At 70.3% G+C, this 21,173-nt stretch carries 18 protein-coding genes and 1 pseudogene; 10 read left to right on the forward strand and 9 right to left on the reverse strand.

What is annotated here, in order from left to right:
- Nucleotides 1-42: 42 nt before the first annotated feature.
- Nucleotides 43-252, reverse strand: coding sequence for an LGFP repeat-containing protein (locus ACFWFI_RS04170; RefSeq protein WP_387385222.1), 210 nt, complete (start codon nt 250-252; stop codon nt 43-45).
- A 774-nt stretch (nt 253-1,026) separates the two neighbouring features.
- On the opposite strand from ACFWFI_RS04170, the gene ACFWFI_RS04175 reads away from it, so the two are divergent.
- The 3 genes and pseudogenes from ACFWFI_RS04175 to ACFWFI_RS04185 form a co-directional block, all read left to right on the forward strand.
- Nucleotides 1,027-1,716, forward strand: coding sequence for a peptidoglycan DD-metalloendopeptidase family protein (locus ACFWFI_RS04175; RefSeq protein ID WP_387385224.1), 690 nt, complete (start codon nt 1,027-1,029; stop codon nt 1,714-1,716).
- An 80-nt stretch (nt 1,717-1,796) separates the two neighbouring features.
- Nucleotides 1,797-2,648 carry an AfsR/SARP family transcriptional regulator gene (locus tag ACFWFI_RS04180; protein WP_387385226.1) on the forward strand — a complete coding sequence of 284 codons (852 nt, stop codon included), beginning with the start codon at nt 1,797-1,799 and terminating at the stop codon, nt 2,646-2,648.
- A gap of 147 nt (nt 2,649-2,795) precedes the next feature.
- A pseudogene (locus tag ACFWFI_RS04185) lies at nt 2,796-3,398 on the forward strand (N-acetylmuramoyl-L-alanine amidase); the annotation flags it as partial.
- Nucleotides 3,399-3,534: 136 nt separating this feature from the next.
- On the opposite strand, the gene ACFWFI_RS04190 reads toward ACFWFI_RS04185, so the two are convergent.
- Both ACFWFI_RS04190 and ACFWFI_RS04195 read right to left on the reverse strand, forming a co-directional pair.
- Complete coding sequence (locus ACFWFI_RS04190; protein ID WP_387385228.1) at nt 3,535-4,410, reverse strand: peptidoglycan-binding domain-containing protein; 876 nt, start codon at nt 4,408-4,410, stop codon at nt 3,535-3,537.
- A 50-nt stretch (nt 4,411-4,460) separates the two neighbouring features.
- Complete coding sequence (locus tag ACFWFI_RS04195; RefSeq protein WP_387385230.1) at nt 4,461-6,041, reverse strand: alpha/beta hydrolase; 1,581 nt, start codon at nt 6,039-6,041, stop codon at nt 4,461-4,463.
- 514 nt (nt 6,042-6,555) lie between these two features.
- On the opposite strand from ACFWFI_RS04195, the gene ACFWFI_RS04200 reads away from it, so the two are divergent.
- Entirely contained in the window at nt 6,556-6,774 is a 219-nt protein-coding gene (locus tag ACFWFI_RS04200) for an MbtH family protein (RefSeq protein WP_387385232.1), read from the forward strand.
- A gap of 136 nt (nt 6,775-6,910) precedes the next feature.
- On the opposite strand, the gene ACFWFI_RS04205 is transcribed toward ACFWFI_RS04200, so the two are convergent.
- From ACFWFI_RS04205 to ACFWFI_RS04215, 3 genes are all read right to left on the reverse strand, one after another.
- The gene (locus ACFWFI_RS04205) at nt 6,911-7,840 is read right to left on the reverse strand and encodes a bile acid:sodium symporter family protein (RefSeq protein WP_387385259.1); all 930 of its coding nucleotides are present in this window, start codon (nt 7,838-7,840) and stop codon (nt 6,911-6,913) included.
- 205 nt (nt 7,841-8,045) lie between these two features.
- Nucleotides 8,046-9,659 carry an ABC-F family ATP-binding cassette domain-containing protein gene (locus ACFWFI_RS04210; RefSeq protein WP_387385235.1) on the reverse strand — a complete coding sequence of 538 codons (1,614 nt, stop codon included), beginning with the start codon at nt 9,657-9,659 and terminating at the stop codon, nt 8,046-8,048.
- A gap of 275 nt (nt 9,660-9,934) precedes the next feature.
- Complete coding sequence (locus ACFWFI_RS04215) at nt 9,935-10,603, reverse strand: DUF4232 domain-containing protein (RefSeq protein ID WP_387385237.1); 669 nt, start codon at nt 10,601-10,603, stop codon at nt 9,935-9,937.
- A gap of 228 nt (nt 10,604-10,831) precedes the next feature.
- Between ACFWFI_RS04215 and ACFWFI_RS04220 the strand changes: the two genes are divergently transcribed.
- The 4 genes from ACFWFI_RS04220 (at nt 10,832) to ACFWFI_RS04235 (ending at nt 15,324) form a co-directional block, all read left to right on the forward strand.
- A complete protein-coding gene (locus ACFWFI_RS04220; RefSeq protein WP_387385239.1) occupies nt 10,832-11,974 on the forward strand; it encodes a PP2C family protein-serine/threonine phosphatase in 1,143 nt (380 codons plus the stop codon).
- 72 nt (nt 11,975-12,046) lie between these two features.
- Nucleotides 12,047-12,601: an NUDIX hydrolase gene (locus tag ACFWFI_RS04225; protein ID WP_387385241.1), complete on the forward strand. Its 555-nt coding sequence runs from the start codon at nt 12,047-12,049 to the stop codon at nt 12,599-12,601.
- A 108-nt stretch (nt 12,602-12,709) separates the two neighbouring features.
- On the forward strand, nt 12,710-14,356 hold the full coding sequence (locus ACFWFI_RS04230) for an MFS transporter (protein WP_387385244.1): 1,647 nt from the start codon (nt 12,710-12,712) through the stop codon (nt 14,354-14,356).
- 38 nt (nt 14,357-14,394) lie between these two features.
- Nucleotides 14,395-15,324, forward strand: coding sequence for an oxidoreductase (locus ACFWFI_RS04235; RefSeq protein ID WP_387385247.1), 930 nt, complete (start codon nt 14,395-14,397; stop codon nt 15,322-15,324).
- A 54-nt stretch (nt 15,325-15,378) separates the two neighbouring features.
- Here the strand turns inward: ACFWFI_RS04235 and ACFWFI_RS04240 are convergent, their stop codons facing one another.
- The 3 genes from ACFWFI_RS04240 to ACFWFI_RS04250 form a co-directional block, all read right to left on the reverse strand.
- The gene (locus ACFWFI_RS04240) at nt 15,379-16,170 is read right to left on the reverse strand and encodes a DeoR/GlpR family DNA-binding transcription regulator (protein WP_387385249.1); all 792 of its coding nucleotides are present in this window, start codon (nt 16,168-16,170) and stop codon (nt 15,379-15,381) included.
- A gap of 86 nt (nt 16,171-16,256) precedes the next feature.
- Nucleotides 16,257-17,615, reverse strand: coding sequence for a GntT/GntP/DsdX family permease (locus tag ACFWFI_RS04245; RefSeq protein WP_387385262.1), 1,359 nt, complete (start codon nt 17,613-17,615; stop codon nt 16,257-16,259).
- A complete protein-coding gene (locus ACFWFI_RS04250) occupies nt 17,615-19,024 on the reverse strand; it encodes a homoserine dehydrogenase (RefSeq protein WP_387385252.1) in 1,410 nt (469 codons plus the stop codon). Before ACFWFI_RS04250 ends, ACFWFI_RS04245 begins: the two co-directional genes overlap by 1 nt.
- A gap of 194 nt (nt 19,025-19,218) precedes the next feature.
- On the opposite strand from ACFWFI_RS04250, the gene otnK reads away from it, so the two are divergent.
- Together otnK and ACFWFI_RS04260 are read left to right on the forward strand one after the other, a co-directional pair.
- Nucleotides 19,219-20,502 (forward strand): 3-oxo-tetronate kinase, encoded by a 1,284-nt coding sequence (gene otnK / locus ACFWFI_RS04255; protein WP_387385254.1) that lies wholly within the window; start codon nt 19,219-19,221, stop codon nt 20,500-20,502.
- Nucleotides 20,499-21,140, forward strand: coding sequence for a class II aldolase/adducin family protein (locus ACFWFI_RS04260; protein WP_387385256.1), 642 nt, complete (start codon nt 20,499-20,501; stop codon nt 21,138-21,140). Before otnK ends, ACFWFI_RS04260 begins: the two co-directional genes overlap by 4 nt.
- Nucleotides 21,141-21,173: the final 33 nt, after the last annotated feature.

The following is a 21,173-nucleotide window of genomic DNA, read 5'->3' on the forward strand; positions in this document are numbered from 1 at the left end:
CGGCCGACGATGCGTATCAGTCGAAGGGGACGGACTCGTGGGCTACGGCCCCCTTGCCGTCATGTCGCCTGCCGTCATGTCGCCGTGGATCTCGTGCGCGCCGGTCTGAGCCGACCAGGGGATCGACCCGTGCTCGTAGTCGCGTGACCGGCCGCGCCCGTCGGGGTTCGCCCCGTCCTCGCTGCCCGCGCCCCCGTCCACCGGGGAACCGATCCACTGGATCTGTGCCCACTTCTCGTCGATGGCTGACATCGGACCTCCAGTTCGGGTCATGGACGCGATGCGGGTCACGGACGCGAGAGGTGCCGCACGGCTCTCCGTCCTCCGTGGACGGGGCGCCGGATGACGCACCCGTACCAGGTGCATGTCCGCGTGCATGGCACGTCGACGCACCCTGGGTATGCAGATTCGAGTGTCGGCGCCACGGCTCTTCCTCGACCTGATCGTTCATGCGACGGGAGAAATGCGCCAGCCTGTCAAGAATATCCGCAATTCTGATGAGTTGCCATTGCGGGAGCTCGGCCCCATCCGATTCCTCACGCACTGAAACTTCGTCAGTCAAGCCCTGCAAGCCTATGACGCCGACGGGGTCGTCGCGACCGGATCGGGCGGGACGAATCGAGTGCCGTCCGGAAGGCCTGTCGCCGACGGGCAGCGGCCGAATGAAGCCCCAAATTCGAGATGTTGGGGATTCATCGATTGCCGGTGGTCGGTAATTGTTAATCGTTCCACCGCAGCGGTGCGGGGCAATAGCGGGGATTCCGGCCGTGCATGGATGGGTGTTCCTGACCATAGTGGCCGGTCGTCACCGGCGGGCTTATAGTCGAAATGAACCGATTTCGTCGGCGTATTCACTCGTCAAGTGCCCGCGTCGGCGCGTCGATGACGGGTTGAGGCAGCGTCAGCGAACGCTCTTCGGAGCTCCTGGCCGTCCCCCTCTTCCTCCTGGCCGGCCTCCGAGTGACGGCTCACCAGACCGGAGCGGCGACAAGGGGCCGGCGACACTGCGGCTACCAGGAGCCCATCATGGTTGATTTGGTCAACATCCGGTTCGGCAAGACCAATGACGACGTCCGTACCGTCCAGCGTGCTCTGATCGCCCGGGGCCACAAGATTCCCGACGGCGCCACCGGCCGGTTCGGCGAGCAGACCAAGGCCGCATACCGTGCGGAACAGATCGCGCAGGGCTTCAAAGGAGCCGACGCCGACGGCGTCCCCGGCTGCCGCTCCCTCACGGCGCTCGGCCGTCGTCAGCACTTCGAGGTGGACTGTGGGAAGGCGGCAGCGAAGGGCAAGCCCGCGGCCGCGCACGGTGGCCGAGTGGCCTCACCCGTGCCCGGCCACCCTGTGACGTTCGAATTCCGCAAGCCCGGCCCGTACGCCTGGAAGCCGGACGGGATCGGCCGGCACACCGGTCAGGACTTCGCGGCACCGTCCGGCACCCCCGTGGTGGCCGTACGCGGTGGGACCATCGAATGGTCGAACGGCGGCGGCGGCGCGTACGGCCAGTGGATCGGCCTGCACGCGGACAACGGCCATGTGTACACGTACTGCCACCTCTCGGCACGGCAGGTCAAGCAGGGCCAGGCAGTCAAGGCCGGACAGCGACTCGGCAAGGTCGGCACCACAGGTAACTCCACGGGCCCGCACCTGCACTTCGAGATGTCCAACGGGCCCCGCTGGGCCTACGGCAAGGTCGCGAAACCGGGCTGGTGACAGGAGGCACCCCGACGCCACCGTCCGTCGCCACGGCCCTGCCCCGGATGTCGGGACGACAGGCGGCAAAGGACATGAACATGGACGACGGGCCCAGGAGACACGACGCGGGGCACGCCCGGCCGATGCCGGCGCAGGACCCGGATCCGACAGGCCCTCGGCCTCCCGTGAGCGCCGACCCGCCCGGAGTACGCATCGGAGTCCTGGGCGGCTTCGGGCTATGGGTGGGTGACGAACCGGTGACCGTTCCCGGGGGATCGGAACGGGTCCTGGCATTCGTCGCCCTGCGCTGCCGGGCGGCGGTGCCCAGGCCCCTGATCGCCGGCACCCTGTGGCCCGAGGCATCCGAGAGGCGCGCACACGCCGATCTGCGCGCGGCCCTGGCACGTCTGCACCGCGAGGGCCGACAGGCCCTGGAGATAAACCCGGCCGAGGTGCGTCTGGCCCGTGGAACCACCGTCGACCTGCACCATGCGCGCCTGACGGCACAGTCCCTCCTCCGACCGGACGGGGCGGGCCCCCTTCCCGGCGCCCCTCTGGAGGCGGTACGGGTGCTCTCCGCCGATCTGCTCCCCGGCTGGTACGACGACTGGGCGCTGTCGGAGGCCGAGGAGTGGCGGCAGTTGCGGCTCCATGCCCTGGAGACCCTGGCGGGGCGGCTGAGCGCGGCACAGCGGTACGCGGAGGCGGTCGCGGCCGCACAGGCCGCGGTGCACGCCGAGCCCCTGCGCGAGAGCGGCCAGACCTGTCTGGTCCGGGCCCACCTCTCGGACGGCAACCCGTCCGAGGCCCTGCACGCGTTCACCCGCTACGCCCGCCGGCTCCATGCGGAGCTGGGCCTCGAGCCGACCGACCGGCTCTGCCGGCTGGTGGCGGGCCACGCTCGGCCGGTCACCCTTACAGCCGCCCCGGAGGGCGAAGGCGCGGCCTGATGCCCCTTCGCGATCGGCCTCGGACGTCGCTTCGCCTGTCACGCGGCAGTCACGCGGGCGTCACGCACCGCCGGGAAGACTGGTAGGACAGCGGCCGTCGGACTCGGGGGCAGCGGCCGGTTCGATCGATATCTTCCGAGGAGAACCATGGCCACCCCACTCTCAGCAGACCGGTTCCTGTCCGCGCTGCGCTCCGGAGGGCTCACCGTGGTCGAGCACGGGTCGTGGCGAACCCACAACCGTAATCACAAGGGGGCTTGGGGCCCTGTGCACGGAGTGATGATCCACCACACGGTGACCTCCGGGACGACGAGCAGCGTGGAGCTGTGCCGCAAGGGCCACTCCGCCCTGCCCGGCCCTCTGTGCCACGGGGTCATCGCGAAGGACGGCACCGTCCATCTGGTCGGCTACGGCCGTGCCAACCACGCGGGCGCCGGAGACGGCGACGTCCTGCGCGCGGTGATCGCCGAGACCGCCCTGCCGCCGGACAACTCGGCCGACACGGACGGCAACGCGCGCTTCTACGGCTTCGAATGCGTGAACCTCGGCGACGGCCACGACCCGTGGCCGAAGGCGCAGGTGGAGGCCATCGAGAAGGTGGCCGCCGCCATCTGCCGGGCACACGGCTGGAGCGAACGCAGCGTGATCGGCCACCGGGAATGGCAGCCCGGCAAGGTCGACCCCAGAGGCCTCGAAATGTCGGACCTTCGCCGAGGCACACGCGAGCACCTGGCCGCCGTGATGCCCGGTGTCGGGTGAACCACGTCGTCCGGCAGGTCGTCCGGCAGGGAGACCAGGGACGTCCGGCGGGAAGACCAGGCAGTGTTGCACCTGGTGTTTCCGCCGGACGTCCCTCTCCGCGGGTTCCGCTCCCGTCAGACCCCCGTCAGACCCCTACGACCGTGAAGCCCGCCTCGGACAGCCGTGCGGCCAGGACGCCGATGGTGGCCGGGTCGTTGAACGCGCCGTTCGGGTCGAGTCCGTTGTCGCTCTGGAACGCGCTGACCGCCGCCTGGGTGAGTGGCCCGTCCCCGCCGTCCTGGCGACCGGGGTGGTATCCGAGAGCGAGCAGTGCTCCCTGCACCCCGAACACGTCGGACAGGTCGAGTGCCAGCTGTTCGGCGGGCAGCCCCTGGCCCTCGACGGTCTGTGCCAGCAGGAAGTGCGCCCGGTCGAGCTTGTTCCGGATCCTGATGGTTCCTTCGTCCGGAGTGAAGTGGCATTCGTCGGCCGCGCCCTGCCAGTTGCGCACGGACACGTGGCCCTGGAGTTTGGGGAATCTGAATGCGGGCCCCAGCGCCCAGCACATGCTCAGGGTCGCGAGCTGCGCGTTGGCGGGCCAGGAGCCGAAGTCCGTGAACTCAGGGCGACCGGTGAGGAACAGTTCCATCTGGTCGAGCTTGGCGAACACATGGCGATTGATCTCGTCGTCGTCCACGTGGAGTGAGGTGAAGGGTGGCTTGAAGGCGTTGTGCCCCAGAGAGGCGAGGTCGAGACGCCCTTTGACCTTGTCCCACTCGGCGGCGACGAGGTCCGCCGTTACCTGCGAGCCGCCGGCGTCCAGCCACAGCAGTTCACCGGCCAGAGCCAGGGAGGCGGATCGCTCCGCCGCACTCGGGGCGGAGTTCGGTGCGGCCGTCTGATCGATCTTGTTTCCGATGCCCGTGCTCACCCACCCCTTCTGGTCGAGGTACATGAAGTCGACACGACCCTCGAGCGGGTCGTTGAACGAGATCCATTGGTCGCGAACGGACTGGTGCATGGTGTCGCCCTCTCTGTGCTGCCGGGGTTGATGCAACTCGGAAGGGAGATTCAGCTCCACGGGGAAACAGACAGCCGGACATTCGCACCCTCGCCGAGAATCGGCCAGGCGCTCTGTGGGACCGGGATGTGGGCGATCCACATCCCGCCCCGGGGGTCCTCGTCGCTCAGCGGATCGCCGCTGAGATCGAGGTCCCTGATGGCGCCCGGGATGGTGGAATTCCACGCGGCCCAGATCCCGGGACCGGACTCTCTCGTGCCGATGTCCACGATGAGTATGTCGTCGAAGTCGGCGGCCTGTTCCAGGTGGTCGTTGAACAGAAGAATTCCGCGGCGCTCCCGAATCGTGAGTATGCGCAGATGAAGGGCGTAGCGCATGGCGGGGCTTCCGGACGGTCGTGCCAGGGCACTGCCGAGAAAGGCGGTCGTCAGGGCGACGGCGCCGTCGGAGTCCTCGCCGGCCGCCTCTTGCTCAGACGCCTGGGACGGCTGACCCGGCAACTGGATCGGGCACCAATGGGACGCCAGCCGTTCGTGCATGACGATAGGCAGACCGCGCACGGACAGCCGCACTTCCGCCTGCCAGGCGACACCGTCCTCAGCCGGGGGGAGCCGGTGGCCGGTGAGTGAAGCCTCCACCTTCTGGTCGCCGAAGAGGAACCGGCGCAGATTCTGGTACCCCTCCTCCGAGTTGACCAGGCCGTAGCGTCCGCTGTGGCTGCGGTGCACGAAGGCCGTGTGCGCCCCGGGTACGCGGGCGTTCTCGATCTGCACCAAGCCGTCGCTCCGGGCTCCCACGGTGGCCGCGGAAAGGCCGTGGGCGACCTCGTAGTCATGTGGATTCGTGCCCACGAGGCAGAAGACACGGTCCTTGGGGAAGGAACCGCTGCCGTCCGGCATCTCGCGCGCGTTCCAGGAGTCGGGCGGACCGTCCGGTTGCGTGTCTGCCGCGGGTGTCAGGTATTCGTACATCCGGCGGGGGCCGAAGATGTCCGCGCCGTTGATTCCGACGGCGTCGCGGACCTTCTCCAGCAGCCCGAACCCGACGTCGAAGGCGATGCCGCCGTGCGGAGTGCCGTACGTGAACAGCTTGTCGACGCAATCCGCCGGATCGCGTCCGAGGTCGGGCAGGACCTTCTGTACGAGGCAGCGGCAGATCAGCCCTCCCATGGAATGAGCGACGAGGTGTACGCGCGGAGCTCCGCTCTTGGCCTTGAGGGTGTCGATCAGGCGCAGGAGGTCGGACGCCGCGTCCTCCAGCCGGAACTCCGAGGCTTCGCCGCTCCACGTGGTCGCGGAGGGATCGTAGAAGCGGTGTATCCAGACGCTGTCGGGGGGAATGCGGTCATGGTTCTGCAGGTAGGAGCCCTGTCCTCCTTCGACGAGAATCTTGTATCCCTCGTCGAGGTGAAGGCGTAGCAGTGGGCTTTCGAACTGGTGAAAGCTCGGCTGGTTGTCGGCCCCTACCCGTACGTGCGTGGAACCTTCGTTGAAGCCGTAAAAGGGGTCTTCTACAACGCTGTTGATTCCTGAAGTATCACCGGCGAATCCGCGCACATACACGAGGGGGAGTTTCGTCGGCTCGGCTATGACATTCATGAGCTTCTCCGCGGCCTGGAGCCTGGCAGTCATGGCGTGGGGGTGTCCTGCACCCTGCCGGACCGTCGATCAGGAGTCCGGCCGACCCTGCATCTTGTCCGAGTCCGTCGATCGAAGGGGCTACGAGAACAAGGATGCCAAAGCAATTCTATGTCCCGCGTTCGGGCCGGACCACCGGAGCGGGCGTATCGGCGCCCGTGCCGCCGGACGGGTCCGGGGTCCCCGGACCCGAGCGCGGAAGTGCGGATGCTGACGCGAGGTCACCCTCGCGACGGCGGGGTGTGACTGTCCGTCCTGGGGAGCCTCGCGGCGTAGGCGCAGCGCTGTCCGGCCTTCCCGTTCGTGGCGGACCGCATCACCGGTGGGCCCCCTCGGCCGGCACCGGCGCGGCCTGTGGGGGCGCTCATCGGCTCGTCGTCGACGGCTTCCTGTCAGCAGTGCCGCCGAGACGTAGGGGAGTTGTGGTGTTTGACGCGTCAACCGAGAAGGCCCGGGTATGGTGGCCACATTAAGTCAAGGTAGCCTTACCTAAGTTCGAGGAGTATCGGTGACCAATCCCTTCGAGGACGAGAACGGCACCTATCTGGTGCTCGTCAACGACGAGGGGCAGCACTCGCTGTGGCCCGCTTTCGCCGAGGTGCCAACCGGCTGGACCGTGGCCCACCAGGAGGACACGCGCCAGGCCTGCCTCGACCACGTGGAACAGAACTGGACCGACCTGCGGCCCAAGAGCCTGATCGAGAGCATGGCCGCCGACCCCGCATGAGCCCCACCTGGAAGCTGCCCGGCCCGGCTCGCGTGCAGTCGCATCGGGAGGTCCGCTCGGGGACGCACGAGGCGTCCGTCCGGAAACCCCGGACGAACGCCTTCGAGTCGTGGAACCGCCGGGTCGGACCCGCCGGTCAGGATTCCTCTGCGGTCGCGGCCTTCGGCGCCGGACCGGCGACCGCGAGGGCCGCCTCGTCACGCCGTGACCGGTGGGACATCCAGGCGGCGACCAGGGCGCCGGAAATGTTGTGCCACACGGAGAACACCGCGGCCGGCAGGGCGGCCAGCGGGCTGAAGTGAGCGGTCGCCAGCGAGGCGGCGAGCCCCGAGTTCTGCATGCCGACCTCGAAGGCCATGGCGCGGCTGGCGGGCCGGCCGAGTCCTGAGATCTTGCCCGCGCCGTATCCGAGCGCGAGTCCGAGGCCGTTGTGCAGCACGACGGCGATGAGAACGGTCACGGCGGCCGACTTGATCGCACTGGCGCTGCCCGCGACCACGGCGCAGACGATCGCGGCGATCGCCAGGGACGACAGCCAGGGCATGAGGCCCAGTACCCGGTCGACCAGCTTCCCCGCGACCAGCCGCACGACGAGACCGCCGAGGACCGGAAGCAGCACGGTCTTGAGGATGTCCGTGATCATCGATCCCGCGTCCACCGGCAGGTAAGCGCCCGCCAGCAGCAGGGTGAGCGGCGGCGTCACCAGTGGGGCGACCAGCGTGGAGACGGTGGCGACGGAGACCGACAGCGCCACGTCACCGCGGGCCAGGAAGGTCACCACGTTCGACGCCGTGCCGCTCGGTGCGCAGCCGACCAGGATGAGTCCGGCCGCCAGCTGAGGCGGAAGTCCGAGCAGGTGTGCGATGGCCCAACCGAGCCCCGGCATGATCACGTAGTGCGCGACCAGGCCGATCGCCACGGCCCACGGACGCTTCGCCACGCCCCTGAAGTCGAGCGGGGTCATCGTCAGTCCCATGCAGAACATGACGATCCCCAGCAGGTACGGAACCGATTCCGTCCAGCCGTCGAACGTGCCGGGGGTGACGAGACCGGCTACGCCCGCCATGAGCACGAGGACGGGGAACACCGTGACGGCGCGCCGCGCCGCCTTGTTGTCGGAGGCCGGTTGATCAGGGGCTATCTGTTCGGTTTGCACAGGCGCGATGAGACGCCGCAGGCGTGGGCCTCCGCAAGCGAGTCTCGCTATGTGGACAAGATGTCCAGGATGCGTCCGTACGGAGATCCCTTCCGGAAGCCCCTGCCGGCCACGGCTACAGGCGCAGTTCACGCCCCTGCCATCGCCTCCGCAACCAGCGGTCGTGACCGGCCACGACGATCGCTCCGGGGCCCGCGCCCATGGCGGCCTCCAACTCGTCGCAGAGCCTGGGGGACAGGTGGTTCGTGGGCTCGTCGAGCAGCAGCAGCTCGGGTGGGTGTGCCACCAGGAGGGCCAGCGCGAGCCGACGTCGCTGACCCACGGACAGGCGCCCGACCTGCTTGCCCAGGTCCGCTTCGCTCATCAGGCCGAGCGAACTCAGCGGTACGGCTTCCGCGCGCTCGCCGCCGAGCGCCTGTGCGTAGGTGTCCCGGACGGTGCGGTCCGGCCGGTCGAAGACGGTGTCCTGGGCCAGCAGTCCCACCGAGAGCCCGCCCTTTCGCCGTACGTCGCCGTCCGCCCGGAGATGCCCGGCGAGCACGCCCAGCAGCGTCGACTTCCCCGCCCCGTTGTCACCCGTCACGAGCAGACGCTCGGTCGCCGACACGTCCAGGCGGTCGACAGCGAGGCGTCCTGGCACCCGCACGTCGCGCAGGGAGACGAGGGTTCCGTCCGCCGTCGGTCCGGCGAGCACGGTACGGCGGAACCGCAGCGGCCGAGGCGGCTCGGCGACCCGGTGCCGTTCCACTTCGTCCAGCCTGCGAGCGGCGTTGCGCACCCGCCGTGAGATCTGACTCTGCACCCGGTTGGACCGGACCCCGTAGCCCATCTTCTCGTTGTCGCGCGGCCCGCGGTCCGGGGCGACCCGATGCGTGGTGGTGCCGATGGACCGGTGCAGGGCCTCCAACTCCTCCTGCTCCTCGGTGTAGCGCCGTTCCCAGCGCTCTCGTTCGGCGCGCTTCTCGGCCAGGTAGGCCGTGTAATTGCCGCCGTAGCGCACCGGTCCCTCCATGGCCGGGTCGAGGTCGATCAGATCCGTGCACACGGCATCGAGGAAGGCCCGGTCATGGCTCGCCACGACGACGGCACCGGGCAGGCCGCGCAACTGCTCCTCGAGGAACGCGGCGGCACTGTCGTCGAGATGGTTGGTCGGCTCGTCCAGCAACAGCGCCGAAGGCCTCCGGACCAGGAGTGAGGCCAGGGCCAGGCGCCCGCGCTGCCCGCCGGACAGGGAGCCGAGCTCCCGGCCCCGCGGGATCCCGCCGAGGCCGAGGCCTTCGAGCGTGATCCTGGCTCGGCGGTCGGCGTCCCAGGCTTCCTCTTCCTGGGCACGCTCCAGTCGCCTGCCGTAGGCGTCGAGCAGTGCGGCGTAGCCGGAGGAGCCCTCGTCGACGCGGGCGAACTGCCTGGAGAGCCGCTCCAGTTCGGCGAGATCGTCACGGACCTCGCTCAGCGCGTCGTCCAGCACGTCGGCGATCGTCGCCCCGGCGTCGAACGGCATCTCCTGGTGCAGGAAAGCCAGGTCGGCGGGGCGGATGATGCTGCCCGCGTCGGGTTCGTCGGCGCCGGCGAGCAGGCGGAGCAGCGTCGACTTGCCGACGCCGTTCTCTCCGATCAGCCCGATGCGGTGGCCGGGGGACGCGGTGAGGGAGAAGCCGTCGACGACGCGCCCGGTGCCGAAGGACCGGACGATGTCGCGTGCGAGCAGGGCTGTGGAGACGTCGGACATGGGAATGACCTCGCGTGGCATGCGGGCAGACGGATTTCCGCCCGGTGCGGGCATGGGGGAACAGGGCGACTCAGGGCCTCCCGGCAGCGGTGCTGTCACGCACCGGCCGACGGCCGAACACATCCGGGTGTCACCCGGAGATGTCGTCGTCTCCCGCCATGTCCGGTCTCCTCACCACAGATCGATGTCCGGGCCGACCTTGGCCGGCCTCTCGTTCGGATCAGGCTGGGCTCGCGTGGCCCGCTCCTGGTCCAGCCTGATCCGAACGAACGACCCTACTTGCCCGAGCCGACCGGGTCCACCGTGATGCGGGCAGTGGAGCCGGAGTCCGCGGAGATGTTGACGGAGAGGGACACGCGGTGCGAGTGGGTCTCGTTCGGCGGTGTCACGAGAGCCGAGGTGAACGTGACGCCCGAGCCGCCGCTGGTGTTCGGCGGGAAGTGCAGGGAGAAGTTGGTGCCCTCTCCGGGCGCCAGCGTGACCGTCGGGGCCGACCGGCCGCTGCTGCGCTCGGCGCTCACGGTCCCGTCCTTGCCCTTGAGGTCGAGGCCGGGGAACCCACGCATCGAGCAGGACGCGGATCCGGTGTTCTCCAGATTGATCAGTACCTCGCCCTCCGCCATGCCGCCCGAACTGCTGAAGGCGAGGTTCGAGGTCCGGCAGGTGTCGCCGGACGAGGAACCGGACGAGGAACCGGACGAGGAGTCCGACGCGGACGCGGTGGCGGATGCCGAGGCCTGGGTGTCCCCTCCTCCGGAACCTTCCTCGGCGTCCGGACTGCTGGAACCGCTCGGGCCCCCGGAGCCGCTGGTGCCGGATGACGCTTCCACCGACGCGGACGCCGCCGCGCCGGTGCCGCTGCCGACGTCGCCGTTGCAGGCGGTGAGGGAGAGGGTCGCCAGGGCAGCGGCGGCGATGACGACGGAAGTCTTCTGAAGGCGCATGAGTTCCCCTGTGATGAGGACCGGCTGCTCCGTACGAGCACTTACATGCGGAATACACGCGATTGCTCCGCGGAGGGTTGCGAGCCGAGCCGAAGATCATCACATGGGGTGGAGCACCGGCTCGTCCCGTGACCACAAGAGGCTCGTGCCCGTCAGGAGCCGCACCATGTGCGTCGGATCCGGTCCGCCCGGGGTGCGGAGGGCCGTGCTTACGGGCAGCGTGGGGGAGTGCCGCAACTGCTGAGAACCCAGTGGATCCCCGTAGGCCTCATCGTGCTGGCCGTGGTGGTCGACATGGTGACCCCGCACGATGTGACGTCCGCACCGCTTCTCATGGCGGCACCCGTCGCCGCCGCACCGCTGTTCGGCGTTCGCGGGATCATCGGCGTAGGCCTCACGGCGATGGTCGTCCACGCGTTTCTCGCGCGGCTCGACGGTACCTTCGGCTGGCGCGCGGGCGTGGCCAACCAGATCACCCTGGCGGCCGTCACCGCGCTCGCCGTCCTGATCCACCGCACGCTGCGCAGGCAGGACGCCCGTGCCCGGCGCGCCCAGCACGTCGCGGCCGTCGCCCAGCGGGCCGTACTGCCCAGGCCCCCGTCCCGCCTGGGGGATCTGCACATCGAGGCGCGGTACGTGCCCGCCGAGAGCGAGGCCCTGATCGGCGGAGACCTCTACGTGGTGCAGAGCACCCCGTACGGAATCCGGGTCATGGTCGGTGACGTGCGGGGGAAGGGGCTCGGCGCGGTCAGCGCGGTCAGCGCCGACCTCGGCGCCTTCCGGTACGCCGCGGACGAGTCCGAGGACCTTCCGCAGCTGGTGACCCGGCTGGAGCGCGCCCTCCTGCGAGAGGGAGGCCGGCGCGGCGGCCAGCAGCAGGAGGAGGGTTTCACGACAGCTCTCATCGCGGAGTTCTCCACGGACCTGGAGACCGTACGCCTGGTCAACCGCGGTCATCCGCCCCCGGTGCTGATGGACGCGCACGGCCGTGCCACGCTCCTCGAGGCGTCCGAGGAAGCGCCCCCGCTGGGCATGAGCGACCTGGGCGCGTGGTCCTCCCCGGTCGACAGCTTCCCCTTCCCGGTCGGCTCGACGCTGCTCTGCTACACCGACGGCATCACCGAGTCCCGCGACGCCACCGGACGCTTCTACGACCCCGTCGCCCGTCTGCCGCTCGTGCTCGTCAGGCGTGGGAGATCCGGCGCCCGCCTCGCGCCGGGGCAGATCCTGGACATGCTGATCCAGGACGTCCGGCGTCACGTCGGCGGCCGGCCCCAGGACGATCAGGCCATGCTGGCCCTGCACCGCGCCCCCGCCGCATACGAAACCGCTCCGCTGGACGGGACCGATCCGGTTGTCTCCCCGGGCTGACGGCGGCGGCCCGGGCGCGACGCAGCTCACCCGGACCGTTTGTCATGCTGGGGGTTGGACATGATCCGGTTCGTGACGGAAAGTCGTGAATCGATGACGTGGACGCTGAAGAGCGAGCGCCCGGAGCCCGCCGGCTATCTGACGGTGCGATGCCGCACCTATGTGCAGCCCGACGGCAAGGAGTCCGACTGGGACATCCTGCACGGCTCGCCGACGGTGGCCCTCGTCGCGTTCACGGAGGACGGCCGGGGCATCCTCGTGCGTCAGTACCGCCCGGGCCCCGGCAAGGTGCTGGCGGAGCTCCCCGGCGGCATGATCGAGCCCGGCGAGGACGTGTTGCACGCGGCGGCACGGGAGCTCCTGGAGGAGACCGGATACCGGGCAGGGACGGCCGAAGTCGTCATGAGGACGTACCTGGCGTCCTACGCGACCCACGAGAGGTACGCGGTACTGGCCAGGGACTGCCGCAAGGTCGCTGAACCCACTCCTGACGCGGAGGAGTTCGTCGAGCCGCTCACCCTGGCGCAGGACGCGTACGTGGACCATCTCCTCGGCGGCGAGTACACCGACACGGATGTAGGCCTGGCGGGGCTCGTCGCGGCGGGGCTGCTCCTCAGGAAGCGCTGAAGCACCGGTCCGGAGCACCGCTCGGGAAGAGCTGAAGCACCGCCATCCGCCGTACGACGGGCGGGACCTTGATGTGCGCGTGATTCCCATTCGGTTCACACTCGGACCATGCGCACCAACAGGGTCCCTCCGGGCCCCGGCTCCGGCGCGGCCGACCCTCAAGCCGGACGGGGCGCCGCCAACCAGACGTTGTCCCTCGCGGCGATGCTCTTCGCCGTGTCGATGACGTTCATCGACCAGACGATCGTCTCCATCGCCGCTCCGAGCATCATCGACGAACTGGGCCTCTCGTCGTCCGGGATGCAGTGGGTCGTCAACGCGTACCTGCTCGCGCTCGCCGCCTTCTTCGCGCTCGGCGGGCGGCTGTCGGACATCATCGGGCACCGCCGGGTGATGCTGATCGGGACCCTCCTGTTCGTCGTCTCCTCCGTGCTGTGCGGCTGCGTTCCGACCGGTGACCTCGCGCAGACCTGGCTGATCGTCTTCCGCGCCACCCAAGGGCTCGGCGCGGCACTGATGTTCCCGGCCGCGCTCGCCGTGGTCATCGCCGTCTTCCCGGTGGACAGGCGCGGCCGTGCGCTGGCCCTGTTCTTCGGCCTGTCGGGTGCGCTCACCGCGGTCGGGCCGTTGCTCGGCGGCTGGCTGACGGCCTGGACCTGGCGGGCGATCTTCTGGGTGAACGTGCCGATCGCCGTCATCGCCCTGGTCCTGGCCGCCATGGCCCACATCCCCGAGGCCCGCCGGCGCGAGAAGCTCGACGTGCCCGGTGCCGTCCTGGTGGCCGTGGGCATGGGTCTGAGTGTGCTCGGGTTCCAGCAGGCGTCCGCGTGGGGCTGGAGCAGCGCCGCCACCTGGGCGTGCATCGTGGGCGGGCTCGTCGTCCTGGCGGTGTTCTGCCGCTACGAACTCGGGGTGGCGGAACCGCTCATCAAGCTGCGGGTCTTCCACGACAGGGCGTTCACCGTCGACATGCTGGTCCTCTTCTTCGCGATGCTCGCCTTCGTCCCCGTGTTCTTCTTCGCCTCCGTCTACGCACAGGTCTCGCTGAGCGCCTCCCCGAACCAGGCCGCTCTGTACCTGCTGTACTTCTTCATCGGCTTCGGGATCGCGTCCCAGTGGGGCGGCCGGATCCTGGACCGGCACGGAGCCCGTCCGGCGATGAAGCTCGGTACGGCGCTCGGCGCCGTGGGGTTCGCCCTGTGGGCGAACAAGCTGACGGACCTGTCGATGCACGACCAGTGGTTGTACGCCGCACTGGCCGGCGCAGGGATCGGCTTCCTCCTCGCCCCTGCCTCCACCGACGCTGTCAACCGGTCGATCGGAGCGTCGTACGGCGAGGTCACCGGCGTCACCCAGACCGTGCGCAACTACGCCGCCAGCATCGGGATCGCCGTCTTCGGTACGGTCCTCACCCACGTCACCACCGACAAGGTCGTGGAGACCCTCACGTCCGAGGGAGTGCCGGCAGGCACGGCGAACGACGCCGCCAGATCGGTCGCGGAGGCCGTCACAGGGAACGCGGACGCGCAGGAGCCGGCCGGCGACGGACGGATCGCCACCCTGATGCGGGACTCGATGGACGCGATCAGGCTGGATTTCGCCGAAGCCAACCAGTGGGTGTTCTACGGGATGGCCATCGCGCTCGGTATCGCGTACCTGTGCGCGCTTCGGCATCCCGGGACGAGGGTGACCGAGGACGCGCTCACCCGGACTGCCGGGGAACCGGGGCCGGGCACCCGGGAAGACGGTGGCTGAAGACGTGTGCGGGCGCTCCCGCCGGGGAGGCGGGACACATGCACTCATGGACTCTCGACGACATGCCCGACCTCTCCGGCACCACCGCGGTGGTCACGGGGGCCAACAGCGGGATCGGGGCGGTGACGGCACTCGCACTGGCCCGCTCCGGGGCCCGGACGGTCCTCGCCTGCCGCGATCCCGAGCGCGGCAGGCGCGCGCTGGACGCCGTACGCCGCGCCGCGCCGGGGTCGGACACCCGGCTCGTCGGCCTCGACCTGGCGGACCTGTCCTCCGTGGCCGAGGCCGCCGGGCACATCGCGAAGGAGACCGACGGCAGGCTCGATCTCCTCGTCAACAACGCGGGAGTGATGGCCCTGCCTCTGCTGCGCACCGCCGACGGATTCGAGATGCAGTTCGGGACCAACCACCTCGGCCATTTCGCTCTCACGCACCACCTGCTGCCCCTCCTCGGGGCGGAAGGCATGTCGCGGGTCGTGACGGTGTCGTCGCTGGCGCACCGCATAGGCCGTATCGACTTCGGCAACCTCAACGCCGAGCGCGGCTACGACAAGTGGCGCGCCTACGCCCAGTCCAAGCTCGCCAACCTGCTCTTCACCTCGGAACTCCAGCGCCGGGCGGACCGGGCCGGCAAGCAGGTGCTCGCGCTGGCGGCCCACCCGGGCCTGGCCGCGACGGAGCTCGGGCAGGCGGGGCCGCGGCTGGCCGGACGCACCTGGGCGGCGAAGCTGGAGCGGGCGACGCGCGTCTACACGCAGCCGGCCTCCGCCGGTGCCCTGCCGACGCTGTACGCGGCCACCCTGCCCGAGGCGCTCGGCGGAAGCTACTACGGTCCCCGGCTGCTGGGCGGGACAAGGGGAGGCCCCGGTCCCGCACACATGTCTGCCCGGGCTCAGGACACGGACACGGCACGGACGCTGTGGGACGAATCGGCTCGCCTCACCGGAACGGCCGCCGACGCCATCTGAACGCGACGCCGCCTCTGCCGTCCCTGATGGGAGGGCAAAGGCGGCATCGCGGACTCAGACGGCCGCCAGTCGCAGGTCCGCCCCGCCGGCACGCAGCCCTTCGGCGGCGGCCTCCGCGAGGGCGTCGTCCGTGACGATGGTGTCGAACGCGCTGAGCGGAGCCACCCGGAACTTGCCGAACGTCCCGTACTTCGACGATCCCGCGACCAGCACGCTCGACCCCGTGCATTCCATCGCCGCCTGTTTGACCTCGACCTTCGCCGCCGAAGGGGTGGTCACCCCGCGCAGCAGGTCCCAGGAACTGGTGCTGATGAACGCGATGTCGAGCGCGAGCTGCCGCAGTGTCGTGGCCGCGAGCCGGCCCACGCTCGACCGGTTGGACGGGTCCACCTGGCCGCCGATGTGTATGACGTCGAGGTGCGACGAGCCCATCAGCCGGTCGACGGTCGTGAAGTCGTTGGTGACGACCGTCAGTGACTCGTGTCGCGCGAGCAACGGCACCATGGCCAGCAGCGTCGTACCCGCGTCGAGGTAGACAGTCATGCCCTCCTGGACCAGCTCGGCGGCGGCCGTGGCCATGGCCTGCTTCTCGGGCTGCTCTATCAGCGACTTGGCCTGGAAGCTGGGCTCGCTCTGGAGGTGACTGGCGATCCGGGCCCCGCCGGGCACGGAGAACACCAGCCCCCGACGCTCCAGTTCGGCGATGTCGCGGCGGACGGTCATGTGGGAGACGCCGAAGAGCTGGGTGATCTGCTGCACGCTGAGCACTCCGTCGCGCCGCAGATGCTTCAACAGGAGCTCGCGCCGTTGATCGGGGATCAGGGGCAACTGCTCTTCGTCGGCCACTGCTTCTTACCTTTCCTCACGCGGCCACCGCGGCCGCTGCTCGATTGTGCCGTCCCGGCCTGCGTCGTCCCAACAGGGCGCGGCGTTCAGGACCCGACGAACGTGCTGAGCAGGAGCACTCCGCCGAGACTGAGCAGCGACTGCAGGGAGAGCATCAGCGTCCAGGTGCGGAACGTCTGGGCCACCGAGAGCTGGTAGTACTCCTTGAACAGCCAGAATCCGGAGTCGTTGACGTGCGACAGCATCACCGCGCCCGATGCCGTGGCCAGCACCAGCAGTTCGGGGGAGAGGCCCGGGTAGGCGCCGATCAGTGGAGCGACGATTCCGGTGGCAGCCGCGGTGGCCACCGTCGCCGAGCCGAGGCAGATGCGCAGCAGCGCGGCGACCAGCCAGGCCAGCAGCAGCGGGGGTATGGACCAGTCGACCGCGTAGTCGGAGATCAGCTTGTCGATGCCGGTCGCGGTGAGCATCGCCTTGAGACCACCGCCGGCTCCGAGGATCAGCACGATCCCACCGACCGGACCGAGGCCCTTGCCCGCCATCTTCTGGAGCTGGCCGAGCCCGAAGCCGGAGCGCAGACCCAGCGCGAAGAAGGCGAAGATCACCGCGGCCAGCAGGGAGATGACCGAGGAGTCGCACGCCTCGAAGATCGCGTAGGGCAGCGAGCCCTCCGCGGTGTTCGCGGTGCCTACGGTTCCGATCAGCATCAGGACGGGCGGCAGCAGCACCGTGATCAGGGCGAGCACGAAGGAGGCCGGCCGCTTGCGGTTCTCCGGTTCGGGGCTGGACTCCGGGATGGGGCCCTTGTCCAGGTCCGGGGCCGGACCGAACCACCGCGAGGCGAACTTCGTGAGCAGCGGTCCGCTGATCACGGCGATCGGGATGCCGATGATCAGTCCGTAGAGAATGGTCAGGCCGGTGTTCGCCCCGTACGCCGAGACGGCGAGGGTGGGGGAGGGGTGCGGCGGGAGCAGGCCGTGCGAGATGTAGAGGCCGGCGGCCAGAGGCAGTCCCACGTACAGCAGGTGGGTACCGGTGCGCTTGGCGACGGCGTACACCAGCGGTACGAGCATCACGAAGCTGACGTCGAAGAGGTGCGGCATCCCGATGAGCAGGGCCGCGGCCGTGATGGCCGTGGGGATCCACTTGACCGGGCGGGCGCCGATGAAGACGGTGGCGATCCGGTCGGCTCCGCCGGAGCCCAGCAGGATGCCGCCGAGTATGGTGCCCAGCCCGATGGTGGGGCCGGTGCTCTTCAGCGCGTCGCCGAAGCCGTCCTGGAAGTGCTCGACGGTGTCGCCCGGTCCGAGGCCCGCCGCGAGTCCCAGACCGAGGGCGGACAGTGCCAGCGCCAGGAACGGGTGGAGCTTGGTCTTGGTGATCAGCAGGATCAGGACGACGACCGCGGCGGCGCCCAGCAGGAGGTTCTGGAGGTCGGTACTCATCATCGGCTCGCGTGGGGGACGGGGGTGCCGGTGGCGCGCGAGGCACGCCCGGAGGTCCAGGCGTGGAGGAGGTCCGCGTCCGGGTCGGCGAGGTCGCCGAGCGTGATCAGGTCGCCGGCCCGGACGTCACGTCCGAGCGTGGCGTGCGCGCCGAGATACAGCGGAGCCGCATCGGCGGGAGCGTCCTCGTCGCGGAGCAGGACGGCCTGGACGCCGGTGACGTCGTGGTGGTGGCCGCCCATGTCCAGCACGGTGCCGGCGGGGAGGTCGCGCCGTGCCCGTCCGGCGAGCATGGCGTGGGCCCGCGGGTCGGTGCCGCCGGAGGGCCGGCCGTGGAGCACCGCGGACAGCAGCGAGACCGGCGTCTCGACGCCCATGAGGTGGTACGGCAGGTAGATCGCCGCGTAGCGCCCGTCCCGGCTGACGACGTGGCCCTTGCCGCGCAGTGTTTCCCAGGTGACCGGGTCGCCGGTCCGTACGACGACGAAGACGCCCCCGGCGAACGAGGCTTCGTCCGGCAGCCGCAGCGCGCTGAACACGTCGACGGCGCCGGCGCGGTGGAGCAGGCCGCCGTCCTCGCGCAAGGCGTAGACGTCGGCGAGTTCGGCGATCCGGGCGACCGGGTAGTGCAGGCGCTCGACGTCCGGCCGGAAGCCGGTGTTGGTCGCGACCACCGCCATCTCGCAGTAGTCGGCGGTGGCGCCGGTCGGCAGAGCGGTCACAGCGGCCGCGCGGGCGGCGAGCGTGGCGCGTACGTCGGAACCGAGGCCGAGCAGCCCGGCCAGTTCGGGGGCGGGGACCGTGGTGTCGAGCTGGGTTACCGAGCCGGTGGCGGGGTCGAACACGAGGTCGTACTCGCTGGACTTGCCGATGGCCACGACGTCCAGGCCCAGCAGCTCCGCCCAGGTCACGAGGGCGATGAGATTCGCGGGCTGGTCGCCGTCGGCCGTGGTGTAGACGACGCCGTTGTCGCGGGCCAGATCCGCGAGGTGCAGCCCGGCGACGGAGTCGACCTCCTTGCTGACCATGGCGACGTGGCGTCCGCCGGTCAGTGCCTCGCGGGCCATCGCGTATCCGTCGGCAGGGCTTCCGGTCGCCTCCACCAGGATGTCCCAGGGGGCGGCGGACAGCAGTGCGCCGTCCGCGACCAGGGCGACGGCACCTTCCTCCGCGGCCCGGGAGACCTCGTCGGCGTCAGCGCAGACGGCCAGGCGATCCGCCGGGTACCCGAGCTCGACGAGCATGTCGCGCAGCCGCTCCACGTCACGGTCGCACAGGACCGCGGGGGCCAGACGCCCGATGCGCGGGGTCTGGGCCAGCAGGGTCCGGGCGAAGCCGCCGCCGGCTCCGGACAGTGCGTAGCGCACGGTCCGGTCGCCGGTTCCGGCGAACAGGTGATGCAGATTCATGGGCTCTCCTAGGCGGGCACACGGCTCGGTTCACAGCTCCGGCAAACGCGGTCTCGGCAACGGCACGAGCACCACAGGGGAGCGTGTTAACAAGATGTATCAGCAGATCTCGTCTGCGTAAAGTCTGTTAACATTTTTTCACACACAGGCCGGGGAACTCCACCTGGCACCGCATACCGACGCAAGGAGGTCCGATGCCGACCCTCGGGGCCATCGCCGACGACTTCACCGGAGCAACCGATCTCGCCACCATGCTTGTCGCCCGGGGCCACCGGACCGTGGTGACCGTGGGTACGGAGACCCTCTCCGACGGGCCGGGGGAAGCGGCTGTGCGTGACGCCGACGCGGTGGTGGTGGCCCTCAAGTCGCGCACCGCGCCGGTGGAGGACGCCGTCGGTACGTCACTCGCGGCCCTGCGCGCCCTGCGCCGGGCCGGCTGCGAGCGCTTCTACTTCAAGTACTGCTCCACCTTCGACTCCACCCCGCGCGGCAACATCGGTCCTGTCGCCGACGCGCTCCTCGCGGAGCTGGGCGAACGCCGCACGGTCGTCGTCCCCTCGTTCCCCGCCACCGGACGCACCGTCTACAAGGGCCGCCTCTTCGTCCACGACGAACTCCTCGACGAGAGCCCCATGCGGCACCACCCGCTCACACCGATGCGCGACTCCCACGTCGGCCGGCTGCTCACACCGCAGAGCGGCCATCCGGTCCGCCTCGTCGGCCTCGACACCGTGCGGCAGGGCAGCGAGGCGCTGCGTGCCGCTCTCGACGCCCCGGAGCTCGCCGACGCCCTGGTCGTCGTGGACGCCGTGAGCGACGAGGACCTGGTGACCGTATGCGCGGCCACCACCCACCTCACCCTCGTCACCGGCGCGGCGGGCCTCGCCCTCGGGCTCACCGGCCCGAACGCCGAAGCCGCCCGTGCCACGCCCGCCTCCCGCCCGGGCGACCCCGGCGCCGTCCTCTCCGGCAGTGCCTCGTCCGCGACCCGGGCCCAGGTCGCCCACGCGCGTGCCCGCCTGCCGCACCGCAAGCTCGATCTGGCCGCTCTGCGCGCCGACTTCACCGGGACGGTCGCCGGACTCGTCGACTTCGCACGCCGGTCCTGGGAGGACGAGCCGGGGAAGCCGCCTCTCATCTACGCCGTCGACGACCTCGGCGACCTCGAACAGACGGCGCCGCACGACGTCCCCGCCGCCTCGGAACTGGTCGAGCGGGCCCTCGCCACCTGCGCCACCGCCCTGGTCGCCGCAGGCGCACGCCGTCTCCTCGTGGCGGGCGGCGAGACCTCCGGAGCAGTCGTCACGGCCCTCGGCGTCCGCACCCTGTCCATCGGCTCGCCCATCGCTCCGGGCGTCACCTGGGCGCGTGCCGAAGGGCGGGCCCACGGCCGGGACCACGCCGTGGATCTCGCCCTGAAGTCGGGCAACTTCGGCGACACCACCATCTTCACGGAAGCCTGGAGCGCGCTGGCATGAGCGACCCCCGCACCGACCTCGCCGCCGCCGGCGCCCGGCTGGCAGCCCTGGGGCTCAGCCCGGGCTCCTCGGGCAACCTCAGTGTCCGGGTCGACGACCGCATCCTCATCACCCCCACCGGCGCCGACCTCGCCGAGGTCGACCCCGACGGACTCAGCGTGCTCGGTCTCGACGGCACCCACCTCGACGGGCCGCGTCCGTCGAAGGAGTTCCCCCTGCACAGCGCCTTCTACCGGCGGGACGCCGACATCCGCGCCGTCGTGCATCTGCACGCCCGGAACGCCACCGCGGTGTCCTGCCTCCCGCCGTGGTCGCCCATGAGCGCGGTGCCGCCGCTGACCCCGTACTTCGTGATGCGGGTCGGCCAGACCCCCCTCGTTCCGTACGCCCCGCCCGGCGACGCGGACCAGGCCGAGGTCCTGGCCGGGCTGCCCTTCCCGCTCCGTGCGGCACTTCTCCAGAACCACGGGCCTGTCCTCGCGGGCCCCACGATGGCCCGCGCCGTCGACGCGGCGGTGGAACTGGAGGAGGTGTCCGCCCTGCTCCTGGCCCTGGGCGAGCGGTCCCCGCGGCTGCTGACCCCCGAAGAGGCGGGCGCGCTCGCGGAGAAGTACGACTCCCCGTGGGGTGAGCGCTGAGGCCGTCCACAGCGGCGGCGGCCGGGTGAGGAG

The sequence above is a fragment of the Streptomyces sp. NPDC060209 genome (genome assembly GCF_042728155.1).
Classification (GTDB): Bacteria; Actinomycetota; Actinomycetes; order Streptomycetales; family Streptomycetaceae; genus Streptomyces.

Coding starts and splice junctions, on each gene's coding strand:
- ACFWFI_RS04170 (WP_387385222.1), bottom strand. CDS start 252: ATGTCAGCCATCGACGAGAAGTGGGCACAGATCCAGTGGATCGGTTCC.
- ACFWFI_RS04175 (WP_387385224.1), top strand. CDS start 1,027: ATGGTTGATTTGGTCAACATCCGGTTCGGCAAGACCAATGACGACGTC.
- ACFWFI_RS04180 (WP_387385226.1), top strand. CDS start 1,797: ATGGACGACGGGCCCAGGAGACACGACGCGGGGCACGCCCGGCCGATG.
- ACFWFI_RS04190 (WP_387385228.1), bottom strand. CDS start 4,410: ATGCACCAGTCCGTTCGCGACCAATGGATCTCGTTCAACGACCCGCTC.
- ACFWFI_RS04195 (WP_387385230.1), bottom strand. CDS start 6,041: ATGACTGCCAGGCTCCAGGCCGCGGAGAAGCTCATGAATGTCATAGCC.
- ACFWFI_RS04205 (WP_387385259.1), bottom strand. CDS start 7,840: ATGGCGGGCGTAGCCGGTCTCGTCACCCCCGGCACGTTCGACGGCTGG.
- ACFWFI_RS04210 (WP_387385235.1), bottom strand. CDS start 9,659: ATGTCCGACGTCTCCACAGCCCTGCTCGCACGCGACATCGTCCGGTCC.
- ACFWFI_RS04215 (WP_387385237.1), bottom strand. CDS start 10,603: ATGCGCCTTCAGAAGACTTCCGTCGTCATCGCCGCCGCTGCCCTGGCG.
- ACFWFI_RS04230 (WP_387385244.1), top strand. CDS start 12,710: ATGCGCACCAACAGGGTCCCTCCGGGCCCCGGCTCCGGCGCGGCCGAC.
- ACFWFI_RS04235 (WP_387385247.1), top strand. CDS start 14,395: ATGCACTCATGGACTCTCGACGACATGCCCGACCTCTCCGGCACCACC.
- ACFWFI_RS04245 (WP_387385262.1), bottom strand. CDS start 17,615: ATGAGTACCGACCTCCAGAACCTCCTGCTGGGCGCCGCCGCGGTCGTC.
- ACFWFI_RS04250 (WP_387385252.1), bottom strand. CDS start 19,024: ATGAATCTGCATCACCTGTTCGCCGGAACCGGCGACCGGACCGTGCGC.
- otnK (WP_387385254.1), top strand. CDS start 19,219: ATGCCGACCCTCGGGGCCATCGCCGACGACTTCACCGGAGCAACCGAT.
- ACFWFI_RS04260 (WP_387385256.1), top strand. CDS start 20,499: ATGAGCGACCCCCGCACCGACCTCGCCGCCGCCGGCGCCCGGCTGGCA.